Raw genomic sequence first — 15,618 nt, forward strand, 5'->3', positions numbered from 1 at the left:
AAGATTCTAACTCTGATACTGACAGTAACTCAGCTACTGATAGTAGTTCTGACTCTAACAATGACTCAGGTTCTAACACTGATAGTAGTTCTGATAGTCAATCCGATAAAGATTCTAACTCTGATACTGACAGTAACTCAGCTACTGATAGTAGTTCTGACTCTAACAATGACTCAGGTTCTAACACTGATAGTAGTTCTGATAGTCAATCTGACAAAGATTCTAATTCAGCTAATGACAGCAGCTCTGACTCAGACTCTAACTCAAATAGTGGTTCTGATTCTGCTACTGATAATTCTTCTGATTCAGACAGTAATAATTCAGGTTCTAACACTGATAGCCAATCTGATATAGATTCTAACTCTGCTAATGACAGTAGCTCTGACTCAGACTCTAACTCAAACAGTGGCTCTGACATGAACTCTGATTCTAACAATAACTCAGGTACTAATACAGACAGCGGCTCAGACTCTAATTCAAATAGCGGTTCTGATTCAGACGCTAATAATTCAGGTTCTAACACAGACAGCAGCTCAGACTCTAATTCAAATAGCGGTTCTGATTCAGCTACAGACAGCAGCTCTGATAGTAACTCAACTTCAGGTGACAATAGTACATCTAACTCAGACTCTAACTCTAATAGTGGATCTGACATGAACTCTGATTCAAACAACAACTCAGGTTCTAACACTGATAGTAGTTCTGATTCAGACGCTAATAATTCAGGTTCTAACACAGACAGCAGCTCTGACAGTCAATCTGATAAAGATTCTAATTCAGCTAATGACAGTAGCTCTGACTCAGACTCTAACTCAAACAGTGGCTCTGACATGAACTCTGATTCTAATAACGATTCTGGTTCTAACACTGATAGTAGTTCTGACAGTCAATCTGATAAAGATTCTAACTCTGCTAATGACAGTGGCTCTGACTCTAACTCAAATAGCGGATCTGATTCTGCTACTGATAGTTCTTCTGATTCAGACGCTAATAATTCAGGTTCTAATACAGACAGTAGCTTTGATAGTCAATCTGATAAAGATTCTAATTCAGCAAATGACAGTAGTTCTAACTCTAACTCAAATAGTGGATCTGATTCTGCTACTGATAATTCTTCTGATTCAGACACTAATAATTCAGGTTCTAATACAGACAGCAGTTCTGATTCTAACAATGATTCTGGTTCTAACACTGATAGCAGCTCTGATAGTAACTCAACTTCAGATGACAACAGTTCTTCTGATAGTGACAGTAATTCAGGCTCAACTTCAGATAGCAACACTGATAGCAGCTCTGACTCTAACAGTACTTCAAATTCTAGCTCTGATTCTGATTCAGACAAAGATACTGATGGAGATGGAATTGCTGACAAAGATGACACTGACATCGATGGTGATGGTGTAAGTAACGAAGATGAAAAACTTATTGGTACTGATCCAAACAACCCTGATACTGACGGTAACGGTGTAAGTGATGGTGACGAAGACCACGATAGTGATGGTGTTCCGAACAAAGATGAATCTGATCCTAAATCTGATACACCTACTGATAAAGACGGTGACGGTAAACCTGATATCTCAACTCCGAAGGATACTGATGGCGATGGCATCACAGATAAAGATGACAATGACACCGATGGTGACGGCGTAAGTAACGAAGACGAAAAACTTATTGGTACTGATCCAAACAACCCTGATACTGACGGTAATGGTGTAAGTGACGGTGACGAAGACCACGATAGCGACGGTATTCCAAATAAAGATGAGTCTGATCCATCTTCAGATCAACCAACTGACAAAGATGGTGATGGTAAACCTGATATTGAAACTCCGAAGGATACTGATGGCGATGGTACACCTGATAAAGATGACAAAGACATCGACGGCGATGGTGTAAGTAATGAAGATGAAAAACTGATTGGTACGGATCCAAACAACCCTGATACTGACGGTAATGGTGTGAGCGATGGTGACGAAGATCACGATAGCGATGGTATTCCTAATAAAGATGAGTCTGATCCATCTTCAGATCAACAAACTGACAAAGATGGTGACGGTAAACCTGATATCACAACTCCGAAGGATAATGGTTCTGAAATGAACTCAGGTTCTAACAATGATTCTGCTTCTAATACAGATAGCAGCTCTGATAGCCAATCTGATAAAGATTCTAACTCTGCTAATGATAGCAACTCTGACTCAGACTCTAACTCTAATAGTGGTTCTGATAGTAACTCAACTTCAGATGCTAACAACACATCTGATTCAGACTCTAACTCTAATAGTGGTTCTGACATGAACTCTGACTTAAACAACAACTCAGGTTCTAACACTGATAGCAGCTCTGACTCTAACTTAAATAGCGGATCTGATTCTGCTACTAATAGTTCTTCTGATTCAGACGCTAATAATTCTGGCTCTAACACTGATAGTAGCTCTGACTCTAACTCAAATAGCGGATCTGATTCTGCTACTGATAGTTCTTCCGATTCAGACGCTAATAACTCAGGTTCTAACACAGACAGCAGTTCTGATAGTCAATCTGACAAAGATTCTAATTCAGCTAATGACAGCAGTTCTGGCTCTAACTCAAATAGTGGTTCTGATTCTACTACTGATAGTTCTTCTGATTCAGACGCTAATAATTCAGGTTCTAATACAGACAGCAGCTCTGATAGTCAATCTGATAAAGATTCTAATTCAGCTAATGACAGCAGTTCTGACTCTAACTCAAATAGTGGATCTGATTCTGCTACTGATAATTCTTCTGATTCAGACACTAATAATTCAGGTTCTAATACAGACAGCAGTTCTGATTCTAACAATGATTCTGGTTCTAACACTGATAGTAGTTCTGATAGTCAATCTGATAAAGATTCTAATTCAGCTAATGACAGCAACTCAGACACTAACTCAAACAGTGGATCTGACAATAGCTCTGACTCTAACAATAACTCAGTTTCTAATACAGATAGCAGCTCTGATAGCCAATCTGATAAAGATTCTAACTCTGCTAATGACAGTAGCTCTGACTCTAATGCGAACAGTGGTTCTGATTCTGCTACAGATAGCAATTCAGCTACTGACAGTTCTTCTGATTCAGATTTGAACTCTAATAGCGGTTCTAATACAGATAGCAGTTCTGATAGTGACAGTAATTCGAACTCAACATCAGATAGCAACACTGATAGTAGTTCTGACTCTAACAGTACTTCAAATTCTGGCTCTGATTCTGATTCAGACAAAGATACTGACGGAGATGGTACACCTGACAAAGATGACAAAGACATCGATGGTGACGGCGTAAGTAACGAAGATGAAAAACTTATCGGTACTGATCCAAACAACCCTGATACTGATGGTAATGGTGTAAGTGATGGTGACGAAGACCACGATAGCGATGGTATTCCAAATAAAGATGAGTCTGATCCATCTTCAGATCAACCAACGGACAAAGATGGTGATGGTAAACCTGATATTGAAACTCCGAAGGATACTGACGGAGATGGCATCACAGATAAAGATGACACTGACATCGATGGTGATGGTGTAAGTAACGAAGATGAAAAACTTATCGGTACTGATCCAACTAATCCTGATACTGATCACGATGGTATTTCTGATGGTGATGAAGATCATGATGGTGATGGTATTCCGAACAAAGATGAATCTGATCCATATTCTGCTACACCAACGGATAAAGATGGCGATGGTAAACCTGATATTGAGACTCCAAAAGACACTGATGGGGATGGCATCCCAGATAAAGATGACACTGACATTGATGGCGATGGTGTAAACAATGAGGATGAAAAACTTATCGGCACTGATCCTACAAATCCTGACACTGACGGTAATGGTAAGAATGATGGAGAGGAAGACTTTGATAATGATGGCGTAACAAACCAAAATGAATCTGATCCTGAATCTAATAAACCAACAGATGAAAATGGTGACGGTAAACCTGATATTACTACACCAGATGATACTGATGGTGACGGCATACTGGATAAAGACGAAACTGATAAGGATGGCGATGGTATTAACGATGAAGATGAAATCCTTATTGGAACTGATCCGTTAGATCCAGATACTAATGGTGATGGCGTAAATGATGGAGACGAAGATCATGATGGTGACGGTATACCTAATAAAGATGAATCTGATCCGAATTCTGCTACACCAACTGATAAAGATGGTGATGGTAAACCGGATATCACTACTCCTCATGATACTGATAGTGATGGAATCCCTGATATTGATGATGAAGACATCGATGGTGACGGTGTTAACAATGAAGATGAAAAACTTATCGGTACTGACCCAACTAACCCAGACACTGACGGTAATGGTGTAAGTGATGGAGATGAGGATTATGATAGTGATGGTATACCAAACAAAGACGAATCTAATCCAAATAAAGATAAAGTAACTGATAAAGATGGTAATGGTAAACCTGATATCACGACTCCACAAGATACTGATGGTGACGGTATTCCTGATAAAGAAGATACTGACATCGATGGTGATGGTATCAATAATGAAGATGAAAAATTAATTGGTACTAATCCTAATAATCCAGACACTGATCATGATGGTATCCCTGATGGTGATGAAGACCATGATGGCGATGGTATTCCAAATAAAGATGAATCTAATCCAAATTCAGATAAAGCAACTGATAAAGATTATGATGGAAACCCAGATGTATCTACGCCAACTGATCCTAATAAAGATACTGACGGCGACGGTAAACCTGATAGAAATGATAATGACATCGATGGTGACGGCGTTAACAACGAAGATGAAAAACTTATCGGTACTGATCCATTAAATCCTGATACTGACGGTAATGGTGTGAATGATGGTGATGAGGATTACGATAATGATGGTTACTCAAACAAACACGAATCTAATCCTAAATCTGACAAACCAACTGATAAAGATGGTGATGGTAAACCTGACATCTCAACACCTACTGATACAGATGGAGATGGTATTATTGACTTAGATGATCCTGATATCGATGGTGATGGTATCAATGATTACGATGAGATAGAAATTGGTACTGATCCATTAAATCCAGATACTAATGGTAATGGTATCCCTGATGGTGACGAGGATTACGACGGTGATGGTATTCCTAATAAAGACGAATCTGATCCAAACTCATTTGATGTAACTGATAAAGATGGCGACGGTAAACCTGACATCTCAACTCCGAAGGATACTGATGGTGATGGCATCCCTGATAAAGATGACAATGATATTGATGGCGATGGCGTTAACAACGAAGATGAAAAACTTATTGGTACTGATCCAACTAAGCCTGACACTGACGGAAATGGTATCGATGATGGTGATGAGGATTACGATGGAGATGGTTACTCGAACAAAACTGAATCTAATCGTAAATCTGATAAACCAACGGATAGAGATGGTGACGGCAAACCTGATATCACGACTCCAGCTGATACTGATGGCGATGGTATTATCGACAAAGATGATACTGATGTTGATGGTGATGGTATCAACGACTACGATGAGATTGTAATTGGCACTGATCCATTAAATCCAGACACTAATGGTAATGGTATCAATGACGGTGACGAGGATTACGACGGTGATGGTATTCCAAATAAAGACGAATCTAATCCAAATTCATTTGATGTAACAGATAAAGACGGTGACGGTAAACCTGACATCTCAACTCCGAAGGATACTGACGGCGATGGTACACCTGATAAAGATGACAACGACATCGATGGTGATGGTGTAAGCAATAAAGATGAAGAATTGATTGGTACTGACCCAACTAAAGCCGATACTGATGGTAATAGTATTCCTGATGGTGACGAAGACCACGACAAAGATGGTATTCCAAACAAAGATGAATCTGATCCTAAATCTGATTCACCAACAGATAAAGACGGTGACGGTAAACCTGATATTACTACACCTAGTCAATCTGCATCGAATACACCTGGATATGATTCTAAAGACCAAAGTCCAACTCCAGTTAAACCTAGTTCTGAAACTAAAGTGCCACAAACTGCTGATAAAGAGTTACCACCTGGTACGAAGTTTGATGTTCCAGCTGACAAAGTTCCAAGTGGTTGGACTGTAGAAGTTGATCCTAATACTGGTGATTTAACAATCGTTCCACCGAAGGATGTAACGCCTGGTACTGAAGTTGATATTCCAGTTACAGTGACTTACCCTGATGGTTCTACTGAAGAACTTCCGGTTAAAGTTGTTGTTGAAAAATCAACTGACAAACCAGCTGATAAGTCTAACGCTGACGATAATTCACCTGGATATGATTCTAAAGATCAAGGTTCTACACCGGTTAAACCTGGTTCTGAAACTAAAGTGCCACAAACTGGTGATAAAGAATTACCACCTGGTACTGAAGTTGATATCCCAGTTACGGTGACTTACCCAGATGGTTCTACTGAAGAACTTCCTGTTAAAGTTGTCGTTGAAAAAGCTACTGATAAATCACATGCTGACGACAATACACCTGGATATGGTTCTAAAGATCAAGGTCCTACACCGGTTAAACCTGGTTCTGAAACTCATATTCCACAAACTGGTGATAAAGAGTTACCACCTGGTACGAAGTTCGACGTTCCAGCTGACAAAGTTCCAAGTGGATGGACTGTAGAAGTTGATCCTAACACTGGTGATTTAACAGTTGTTCCACCTAAGGATGTAACACATGGTACTGAAGTTGATATTCCAGTTACAGTGACTTACCCAGACGGTTCTACTGAAGAACTTCCGGTTAAAGTTATCGTTGAAAAATCAACTGACAAACCAGCTGATAAGTCTAACGCTGACGATAATTCACCTGGATATGATTCTAAAGATCAAGGTTCTACACCGGTTAAACCTGGTTCTGAAACTCATATTCCACAAACTGGTGATAAAGAGTTACCACCTGGTACGAAGTTCGACGTTCCAGCTGACAAAGTTCCAAGTGGTTGGACTGTAGAAGTTGACCCTAACACTGGTGACTTAACAATCGTTCCTCCGAAGGATGTTACACCTGGTACTGAAGTTGATATTCCAGTTACAGTGACTTACCCAGACGGTTCTACTAAAGAACTTCCGGTTAAAGTTGTTGTTGAAAAATCTACTGACAAACCAGCTGATAAGTCTAACGCTGACGATAATTCACCTGGATATGATTCTAAAGATCAAGGTCCTACTCCAGTTAAACCTGGTTCTGAAACTAAAGTTCCACAAACTGGTGATAAAGAGTTACCACCTGGTACGAAGTTTGATGTTCCAGCTGACAAAGTTCCAAGCGGTTGGACTGTAGAAGTTGATCCTAATACTGGTGATTTAACAATCGTTCCACCGAAAGATGTTACACCTGGTACTGAAGTTGATATTCTTGTTACAGTGACTTACCCAGACGGTTCTACTGAAGAACTTCCGGTTAAAGTTGTAGTTGAAAAAGCTACTGAAAATTCTCAAGCTGACGACAATTCACCTGGTTATGGTTCTAAAGACCAAGGTCCAACTCCAGTTAAACCTGGTACTGAAGTTAAGATACCTCAAACTGGTGATAAAGAGTTACCACCTGGTACGAAGTTCGACGTTCCAGCTGACAAAGTTCCAAGTGGTTGGACAGTGACTGTAGATCCTAACACTGGTGACTTAACAATCGTTCCACCGAAAGATGTTACACCTGGTACTGAAGTTGAAATTCCAGTAACTGTTACTTACCCAGATGGTTCTACTAAAGAACTTCCGGTTAAAGTTGTAGTTGAAAAAGCTACTGAAAATTCTCAAGCTGACGACAATTCACCTGGTTATGGTTCTAAAGACCAAGGTCCAACTCCAGTTAAACCTGGTACTGAAGTTAAGATACCTCAAACTGGTGATAAAGAATTACCACCTGGTACGAAGTTTGATGTTCCAGCTGACAAAGTTCCAAGTGGTTGGACAGTAACTGTTGATCCTAATACAGGTGACGTTACAGTTGTTCCACCTAAGGATGTAACACCTGGTACTATGGTTGATATACCAGTTACGGTTACTTACCCAGACGGTTCTACTGAAATCGTTCCTGTTAAAGTTGTAGTCGAAAAACCTGCTGACAAACCTGCTGGTAAGACTCAAGCTGATGACAATACACCTGGATATGGTTCTAAAGATCAAGGTCCAACTCCAGTTAAACCTGGTACATCTACTCATATCCCACAAACTGGCGATAAAGAGTTACCACCTGGTACGAAGTTTGAAGTACCTTCAGACAAAGTTCCAAGTGGATGGACTGTAACTGTAGATCCTAACACTGGTGACATTACAGTTGTTCCACCTAAGGATGTAACACCTGGTACAAAAGTTGATATTCCAGTAACTGTTACTTACCCTGATGGTTCTAAACAAACTGTAACTGTTGGTGTAGTAGTTGAAAAAGCTTCTGATAACACAGACGCTGGTTCTAACAATATGAATGGTATGGAAAGTGCTAAAGATAACATGATGAATAAAGATAACAAAGAACAAGCAAAAGTATTACCAGACACTGGTGAAACACCTGCTGAAAATGCTACTTTATTCGGAAGCTTATTCGCAGGACTTGGCTCATTATTCTTATTCGGTCGTCGTAAAAAAGAAGAAGAAGAACAATAAAATATAATGAGTAATGAGAGTCTGGAACATTAATGTTCCAGACTCTTCATTTTTAATTTTATTTTAAATAAAATGATTATTTTTATTTTTTTCTATACATATTTGAATTCAGATTAAAAAAGTTTTATATACATATATTGAAATTGAAAGGAATGAAAGAGCGTGAATGCTAAACAGCAAATTAAAAGTATTATAAATGAACATTCTGATTGTGAAAGATTGTTTATAAGTATTGGCCATCCTAAAGTTAAAGCCGTTGTTAAAAGCTTTAAATTATCGAACAGTAATCAAATGATTAAATTTGTCGAAACATATCGTAAGAAGAGTGGTAAAGCACCTAAATGGATTAAAATTGATATTGTGACATCTGTTGAAGACATTCCATTTGATGAATTAAAAGAAGACTTAGTTCATACAACTAGAAATCATATTGAGTATGGTTTTGCATTAGATTCCAATTGGCATCTAGCATTTTTACCAGAAGAAATAAATAGCAATGCTTTTATTAGACCTACAAATGAGAAAGGGATATTCATACTTTCTGAGAAAAATATCAATCATTATTTAAGAAAGTATAAGAAGAATTACAATTTATATTTACATAAAGATTATGAAGGCAAAGTAGTTAAGAGATTCTATACAAAGAGTTTCTTTATTGAAGGTGAACAGGTTATAAATTTAGAACAAGAAGGTTACAAGAAAGGGTTAAGGCCAGTAGATAATCTTCCAGTTGAAATTGATCGTATGATTCAAACGAATACAGATTATTTGATGAATCTTATACAAGATAATGGTAAGTATCATTATGGATTTTTCCCACACTTTAATATCAATATCAATGCTTATAACAATTTATGTCATAGTTCAACAACTTATGCATTTATCAAGTCATTATCATATTTGAAGAAGAATATAAGCATTTCTAAGAAACCGATAGATTACATTATCAATCATTATTTATATAAACACGACGGTGCAACATATGTATTTGATGATACAAACTATATTAATGAGATTAAATTAGGTCAGAACGCCGCATTTATACTAGCTGTATGTGGTTAAATACAATACGGTCGTTCGAATAAGAAGTATTTAAAAGCAGCTCAAAGTGTTGCGAAAGGCTTATTAAACATGATTGATGAGAACGGAGAAACAACACATGTGTTGAATTATCCAGATTTAACTGTTAAAGATTCATTTAGAGTCATTTATTATGAAGGTCAAGCAGCATTAGCGTTATTAAAATTATATCAACTTGATCAAAATGAAGAATGGTTAAATGCTGCCAAATTACTTTATGAAAAATTTATTCAAAAATCATATTGGAAACATCATGACTACTGGTTAAGTTATAGTGCAGAAGTATTGATTCAAATAGAACCAGCAGAAAAATATAATCAATTTGCTTTTCAAAATTTAGGAGAACATTTGAATAACGTACAAAACCGTCAATCTACAGATCCATTATTACTAGGCATGTTAATGGCTACATATAATATAGTAGAAAGTGCGAAACAACATGACCAATCTGAGTTGATTAAACAATATTTTGACGTTGATTTATTAGTTGATACGATTCATAGAAGAGCAGATTATATGAGAACAGGTTATTTTTATCCTGAAGTTGCAATGTATTTCCAAAATCCAGAGCGCATATTAGAGGCATTCTATATTAAACATGAAGGTTATCGTGTAGAGATAGATGATATCGAACATTACTTAACGAGTTATGTAGAGTATTTGAAAGTATTCAATCAATAAGAAAATCCTACCTTTTCCATCGAAATGGAGTAGGTAGGATTTTTATTGGATTTGTATGAAATTATTCGCTAATCTTACCATTTCTGTACATTGATTTAGCAATGTAACCAAACGGTACGTTAGATAATGTTGTGATGAGTTTTAAGAAGTATGTCGTAAAGAATATTTCAAATACAACATTGTTCGGTAAGTTACCATAGAACGCAATCAATACAAAGATTGCAGTATCGACTATTGAACTGACAACTGTACTTCCGTAAGCTCTTATATAGAAAGTTCTATCTGAAGAGAATTTCTTCTTAATTAATGTGAATAATAATACATCTAAATGTTGACCAATGATATACGCAATGATGGATCCAAGTGCAATTCTTGGTACAATATTAAAGATTGTTTCTAGCGCTTCTTGAGAGATATCTTCCTGTGCAGGAATAAATGTTAAAGAGCACTGTAATAATATAACCATGACGATTACTGAAGAAAATCCAAGCCAAACTGCTTTTCGTGCTTGTTTTCTACCATAGATATCGTTTAATATATCTGTTGCAAGATATATTGATGCGAACATAACATTTCCAAGTGTTGCACTAACTGAAAACAGTTCTACTGTTTTAATAACCTGTATATTTGCTATAATAGTACCTATAGCAACCCAAACGAACAGGCCAGTTTTTCCAAAAAATCGGTATAGAACGAGCATCAATATAAATGTAACGAAGAAAGTTCCAATACCTATTAATTCATTATACATAACTTTGTTCCTCCTAAATTTTGATATAGCGGGTGTTTAGAAACCGCGATAATCGAACTTATCTATTATACGGCTCAAAGTTATAAAAATCAATAAGCTTTATCGTAAACAATTTGTATGATGAATGTTATAATAACGGTCTAGTAAGGGAGTGACACTCATTTTAGCTCAAGAAGAGAAACAAGCAATTAAACAAATAGATCAATTGATGGAAACATACTGTAAAGGGTGTTTATTAAAGACACATTATAGGGAAACTAAAGGTAAACACCAAGCACATCAGTATTGTATATCGGAATGTTCTATCGGTATACGCATTAAACAATTAGGTAACAAGTTGCAATAAGGAGGATATTATGGAAATTGTTAGAGTTGAACCGACACCAAGCCCAAATACGATGAAAATCGTTTTATCATTTAAGAAAGAAGATAGGTCTTCAAATACTTATACTGAAGTGAATGATCATAATCCAGAATTCATTAACCGTATTCTTCAATTAGATGGTATTAAATCTGTATTCCATGTTATGGACTTTATCGCTGTAGATAAACGTCCAAAAGAAAACTGGGATACTTTACTTAAAGACGTTACAGCAGCCATCTCAGGTTCAGATCAAGAAGGGGACTTTGCTGAAAATCAAGTAAATGAACATTTCGGTGAAGTAAAAGCTGAAGTCTTAAAGTTTAAAGGTATACCTTATCAAATTAAATTAACAACACAAGAAGAAGAGAAACGTAAACAACTTCCTGAAATTTATATTGATAGTATGCTAAAAGCAACGAAAGACTCAGATAACGTTGTCTTTTTAAGAAAATGGGAAGATTTAGGTGTACGTTACGGCGAAGTAGAGGAAGTATTAGCAACCGTTCAAGAAGAAATATTAGCTTTGTACCCTAAAGAGAAATTAGAGGCTTTAGTTGAAGAAGCTTTAACAAGTGACATTACCATTCCTGAAAAGCAATTTGTACATGTTGATAAAGAAACGTTTGAACAAGAAGAGGATTGGAAAGTAAAATTAAGAATGTTAAATGACTTTCCAACACCAACAGAAGACGATTATCCATTGTTAGATGTAGCGTTAAATGATGAAAAGCCACAAGTACGCAGAATGGCAATCGTACTATTAGGTATGATCGAATCAAAAGAAACATTACCTTATTTATATAAAGGTATGAAAGATAAAGTTGTTTCTGTTAGAAGAACAGCTGGTGACTGTTTAAGTGATTTAGGTTTTAAAGAAGCATTACCAGTAATGATAGAAGCATTAGAAGACCCTCAGAAAATTGTAAGATGGCGTGCAGCTATGTTTATATTTGATGAAGGTGATGAAACTGCTTTAGAAGCATTGAAGAAAAGACAAGACGACCCAGCATTCGATGTTAAGTTGCAAGTACAAATGGCAATTGAAAGAATCGAAAATGGTGAAGAAGCATTAGGTTCTGTTTGGAAACAAATGGCTAATAGAAAGAAAGAGGGATAAAATATGAATGCATATGAACAATACATGAAAGAACTTGCTCAACCAATGAGAAGTGAATTAACAGGACAAGGCTTTGAAAGTTTAGAATCAGCAGAATCTGTTAAAGAATATATGGAAAACGCACAACCGAACGAAACAACATTTATCGTCGTAAACTCTGTATGTGGATGTGCAGCTGGTTTAGCACGTCCTGCAGCTGTTACAGTAGCTCAACAAAATGATAAAAAACCTTCTAGAATTGCTACAGTATTTGCTGGACAAGATAAAGAAGCAACTGAAACAATGAGAGAATATATCGCACAAGTACCATCAAGTCCATCAATGGCATTATTTAAAGGTAATGAGCTTAAATACTTTATGCCACGTGAACATATTGAAGGAAGAGATATCCAAGAAATCTGTTTGGATATTAAAGACGCTTTTGATGAATACTGTGACTAATATTCGTATCACAACTGCCGTTAAGACAAATGCATCTCTCTACAAACAAGTAGAAGATGCATTTTCTGTGTTATCTAAATTAGCATCCATTCAGAATGTTCAAATTATTAAGCGAAGAAAATTAACGATTAATCAATTGTTTCAACGAGATACGACACCATTAATTGTATTTGAAAGCAGTGGACCTAAACTTTATTTCACACCAGATACACCGATATATTTTCATTTAGATACAGTTAAAGTTAAATTACATATGATGAAACAACGTAAGATGCCTGTACTAATTGAAATGTTAGATGAAATAACAACAGATTTTACAAAATTTAATTTTATAGATGGCACGATGGGCTTTGGGCGAGATACGTATTTAATATTAAAGCATTATCAACAAGCACATGTATATGCAATAGAACAAAATCCACTTATCCATTATGTTATTTCTGAAGGCATGAAACGCTATTTAACAGAAGATGAATTAAGACGCATCCATTATATAAATGATGATTATCACAATTGGGTCGAACAACATCCAGAATTGGTCGACATCTTATATTTAGATCATATGTTTGAAGAGACACTTGATGAAGACGATAGAATGGGGGAACTTTCACGTAATATTGAAATACCTTCAGAAATCAAAAGTGTATCTCATTTCGAATATTTAATCGTAAAAGCACATTATAAAAGCGAGATTTTCAAAAAGTTTAATACAATACAATGTATAAGGAAAAGCACTAAAACACATTATGGATTGAGAATAAATCAAAATTATAAATTTGAGTGATGGTGTAACACTTAATCATTTGATAATACAAAAACTGGGACAAAAGATTGTCCCAGTTTTTGTATATTACCCCTTATTGATACTATTCTGTAATGCACATACTAATCATATAGCATAATAATAAGAAGAACCCTAAAGTAGCAAAAATTTCATTCATTGAAATAGCCTCCTTCGTTTTGTTAGCACTTTGTTAATTTATATCCATTATACCTAATAATCTGGAAATTTTCTATATTATATCAGTAGTAAATTACCGATAATTTCGTTAATATAGTAACAGGAGAATATGAAAAAGAGGTGCTCAAATGAATAACTTTGATAAAGCGTATCACGATTTATGCAAAAGGGTATTAGAAGAAGGCGAAAATAAGGACGATAGAACGGGTACGGGTACGATTTCTATATTTGGTCACCAAATGAGATTTGATTTATCTGAAGGTTTTCCGTTATTAACAACTAAAAAGGTTTCTTTTAAATTAATTGCAACTGAGCTTTTATGGTTTATTAAAGGCGATACAAATATAAGATATTTATTACAATATAAGAATAACATTTGGAACGAGTGGGCTTTCAAGAAATGGATTGAAAGCAATGACTATGATGGTCCTGATATGACAGACTTTGGTCGTCGTTCTTTAGTAGATGATGAATTTAATGAACAATATAAAGCACAACTTGCGATATTCAAAGATAAGATTCTGAATGATGATGATTTTATGATAAAATACGGTGACTTAGGCAATGTTTACGGTAAACAATGGAGAGATTGGAAAGATCAAGATGGTAAACGATTTGACCAACTTAAGACTTTAATTGAAAATATTAAACAAAATCCTAATTCAAGACGCCATATTATTTCTGCTTGGAACCCAACTGAAATAGATACGATGGCATTACCACCATGTCATACATTATTCCAATTTTATGTGAAAGACGGAAAATTAAGCTGTCAATTATATCAACGAAGTGCAGATATTTTCTTAGGTGTACCGTTTAATATTGCGAGTTATAGTTTATTAACACATTTAATTGCGAAAGAATGTGGATTAGAAGTAGGCGAGTTTGTCCATACGTTTGGTGATGCGCATATTTATAAGAATCATATAGATGCAATAAATGAACAACTTTCAAGAGATTCTTACGAAGCACCTAAACTTAATATCAACACAGATAAATCATTGTTTGATATTGAATACGAAGATTTAGAAATTGACGGTTATGAATCACATCCAAGTATTAAAGCACCTATTGCAGTTTAAAAAGGAGTAATTTAAATGAAATCAATTATAGTTTGTCATGATCAAAATCGCGTAATTGGCTTAGACAACAAGATGCCATGGCATTTACCAAATGACTTAAAAAGAGTTAAAGCATTGACGACTGGAAATACGATCGTGATGGGAAGAAAAACATTTGATTCTTTAGGTAAGCCATTACCGAATAGACGTAATGTTGTATTAACGACAAATCCATCTTTTGAACATGAAGGTGTCGATGTGATTCATTCTTTAGATGAAATCGATCAACTTGATGGACATATCTTTATCTTTGGCGGACAAGGTCTATACGAACAAATGATGGACCGCGTTGACGATATGTATGTAACAGTAATAGAAGATAAGTTTCAAGGTGATGCCTTTTTCCCTCCATACGACTTCAAAGATTGGACGGTTCTTTCATCTGAATCTGGCGAACTCGATGAAAAAAACACTTTACCACACACTTATATGCATTTGGAAAGGAAAAAATAGT

Annotated in this window: 10 protein-coding genes; 9 read left to right on the plus strand and 1 reads right to left on the minus strand. The window is 36.0% G+C overall.

The window, feature by feature from the left end; translation table 11 throughout:
• The 3 genes from LQ622_RS00005 to LQ622_RS00020 form a co-directional block, all read left to right on the plus strand.
• Window positions 1-8,648 (plus strand): Rib/alpha-like domain-containing protein (locus LQ622_RS00005; RefSeq protein WP_481817257.1); only part of this gene is annotated, 8,648 nt, incomplete at its 5' end.
• A gap of 162 nt (window positions 8,649-8,810) precedes the next feature.
• Window positions 8,811-9,710 (plus strand): hypothetical protein, encoded by a 900-nt coding sequence (locus LQ622_RS00015; protein WP_239774481.1) that lies wholly within the window; start codon window positions 8,811-8,813, stop codon window positions 9,708-9,710.
• 69 nt (window positions 9,711-9,779) lie between these two features.
• On the plus strand, window positions 9,780-10,409 hold the full coding sequence (locus tag LQ622_RS00020; protein WP_239774492.1) for a hypothetical protein: 630 nt from the start codon (window positions 9,780-9,782) through the stop codon (window positions 10,407-10,409).
• Between the two features lie 61 nt (window positions 10,410-10,470).
• Here the strand turns inward: LQ622_RS00020 and LQ622_RS00025 are convergent, their stop codons facing one another.
• Window positions 10,471-11,160, minus strand: coding sequence for a queuosine precursor transporter (locus LQ622_RS00025; protein ID WP_204255441.1), 690 nt, complete (start codon window positions 11,158-11,160; stop codon window positions 10,471-10,473).
• Window positions 11,161-11,311: 151 nt separating this feature from the next.
• On the opposite strand from LQ622_RS00025, the gene LQ622_RS00030 reads away from it, so the two are divergent.
• The 6 genes from LQ622_RS00030 to LQ622_RS00055 all read left to right on the plus strand — a co-directional run bounded on the left by LQ622_RS00030 (window position 11,312) and on the right by LQ622_RS00055 (window position 15,617).
• Window positions 11,312-11,506, plus strand: a complete 195-nt coding sequence (locus LQ622_RS00030) for a zinc-finger domain-containing protein (RefSeq protein WP_049318859.1) — start codon at window positions 11,312-11,314, stop codon at window positions 11,504-11,506.
• 10 nt (window positions 11,507-11,516) lie between these two features.
• Window positions 11,517-12,641, plus strand: coding sequence for a virulence factor (locus LQ622_RS00035; protein WP_204188609.1), 1,125 nt, complete (start codon window positions 11,517-11,519; stop codon window positions 12,639-12,641).
• Between the two features lie 3 nt (window positions 12,642-12,644).
• Window positions 12,645-13,082 (plus strand): BrxA/BrxB family bacilliredoxin, encoded by a 438-nt coding sequence (locus LQ622_RS00040; protein WP_025906276.1) that lies wholly within the window; start codon window positions 12,645-12,647, stop codon window positions 13,080-13,082.
• Window positions 13,066-13,866 (plus strand): class I SAM-dependent methyltransferase, encoded by an 801-nt coding sequence (locus tag LQ622_RS00045; protein ID WP_239761935.1) that lies wholly within the window; start codon window positions 13,066-13,068, stop codon window positions 13,864-13,866. Before LQ622_RS00040 ends, LQ622_RS00045 begins: the two co-directional genes overlap by 17 nt.
• Before the next feature lie 305 nt (window positions 13,867-14,171).
• On the plus strand, window positions 14,172-15,125 hold the full coding sequence (locus LQ622_RS00050) for a thymidylate synthase (protein WP_239774494.1): 954 nt from the start codon (window positions 14,172-14,174) through the stop codon (window positions 15,123-15,125).
• Between the two features lie 15 nt (window positions 15,126-15,140).
• Window positions 15,141-15,617 (plus strand): dihydrofolate reductase, encoded by a 477-nt coding sequence (locus tag LQ622_RS00055; protein ID WP_037590516.1) that lies wholly within the window; start codon window positions 15,141-15,143, stop codon window positions 15,615-15,617.
• The last annotated feature ends 1 nt before the right edge of the window (window position 15,618 follow it).

Source organism: Mammaliicoccus sp. N-M50, assembly GCF_022386995.1.
Taxonomy (GTDB): Bacteria; Bacillota; Bacilli; order Staphylococcales; family Staphylococcaceae; genus Mammaliicoccus; species Mammaliicoccus sciuri_A.

Bases quoted from the DNA above. Each gene is read 5' to 3' on its own strand.
- LQ622_RS00050 (WP_239774494.1), top strand. From the start codon at position 14,172: ATGAATAACTTTGATAAAGCGTATCACGATTTATGCAAAAGGGTATTA.
- LQ622_RS00040 (WP_025906276.1), top strand. From the start codon at position 12,645: ATGAATGCATATGAACAATACATGAAAGAACTTGCTCAACCAATGAGA.
- LQ622_RS00055 (WP_037590516.1), top strand. From the start codon at position 15,141: ATGAAATCAATTATAGTTTGTCATGATCAAAATCGCGTAATTGGCTTA.
- LQ622_RS00045 (WP_239761935.1), top strand. From the start codon at position 13,066: ATGAATACTGTGACTAATATTCGTATCACAACTGCCGTTAAGACAAAT.
- LQ622_RS00020 (WP_239774492.1), top strand. From the start codon at position 9,780: ATGATTGATGAGAACGGAGAAACAACACATGTGTTGAATTATCCAGAT.
- LQ622_RS00035 (WP_204188609.1), top strand. From the start codon at position 11,517: ATGGAAATTGTTAGAGTTGAACCGACACCAAGCCCAAATACGATGAAA.
- LQ622_RS00025 (WP_204255441.1), bottom strand. From the start codon at position 11,160: ATGTATAATGAATTAATAGGTATTGGAACTTTCTTCGTTACATTTATA.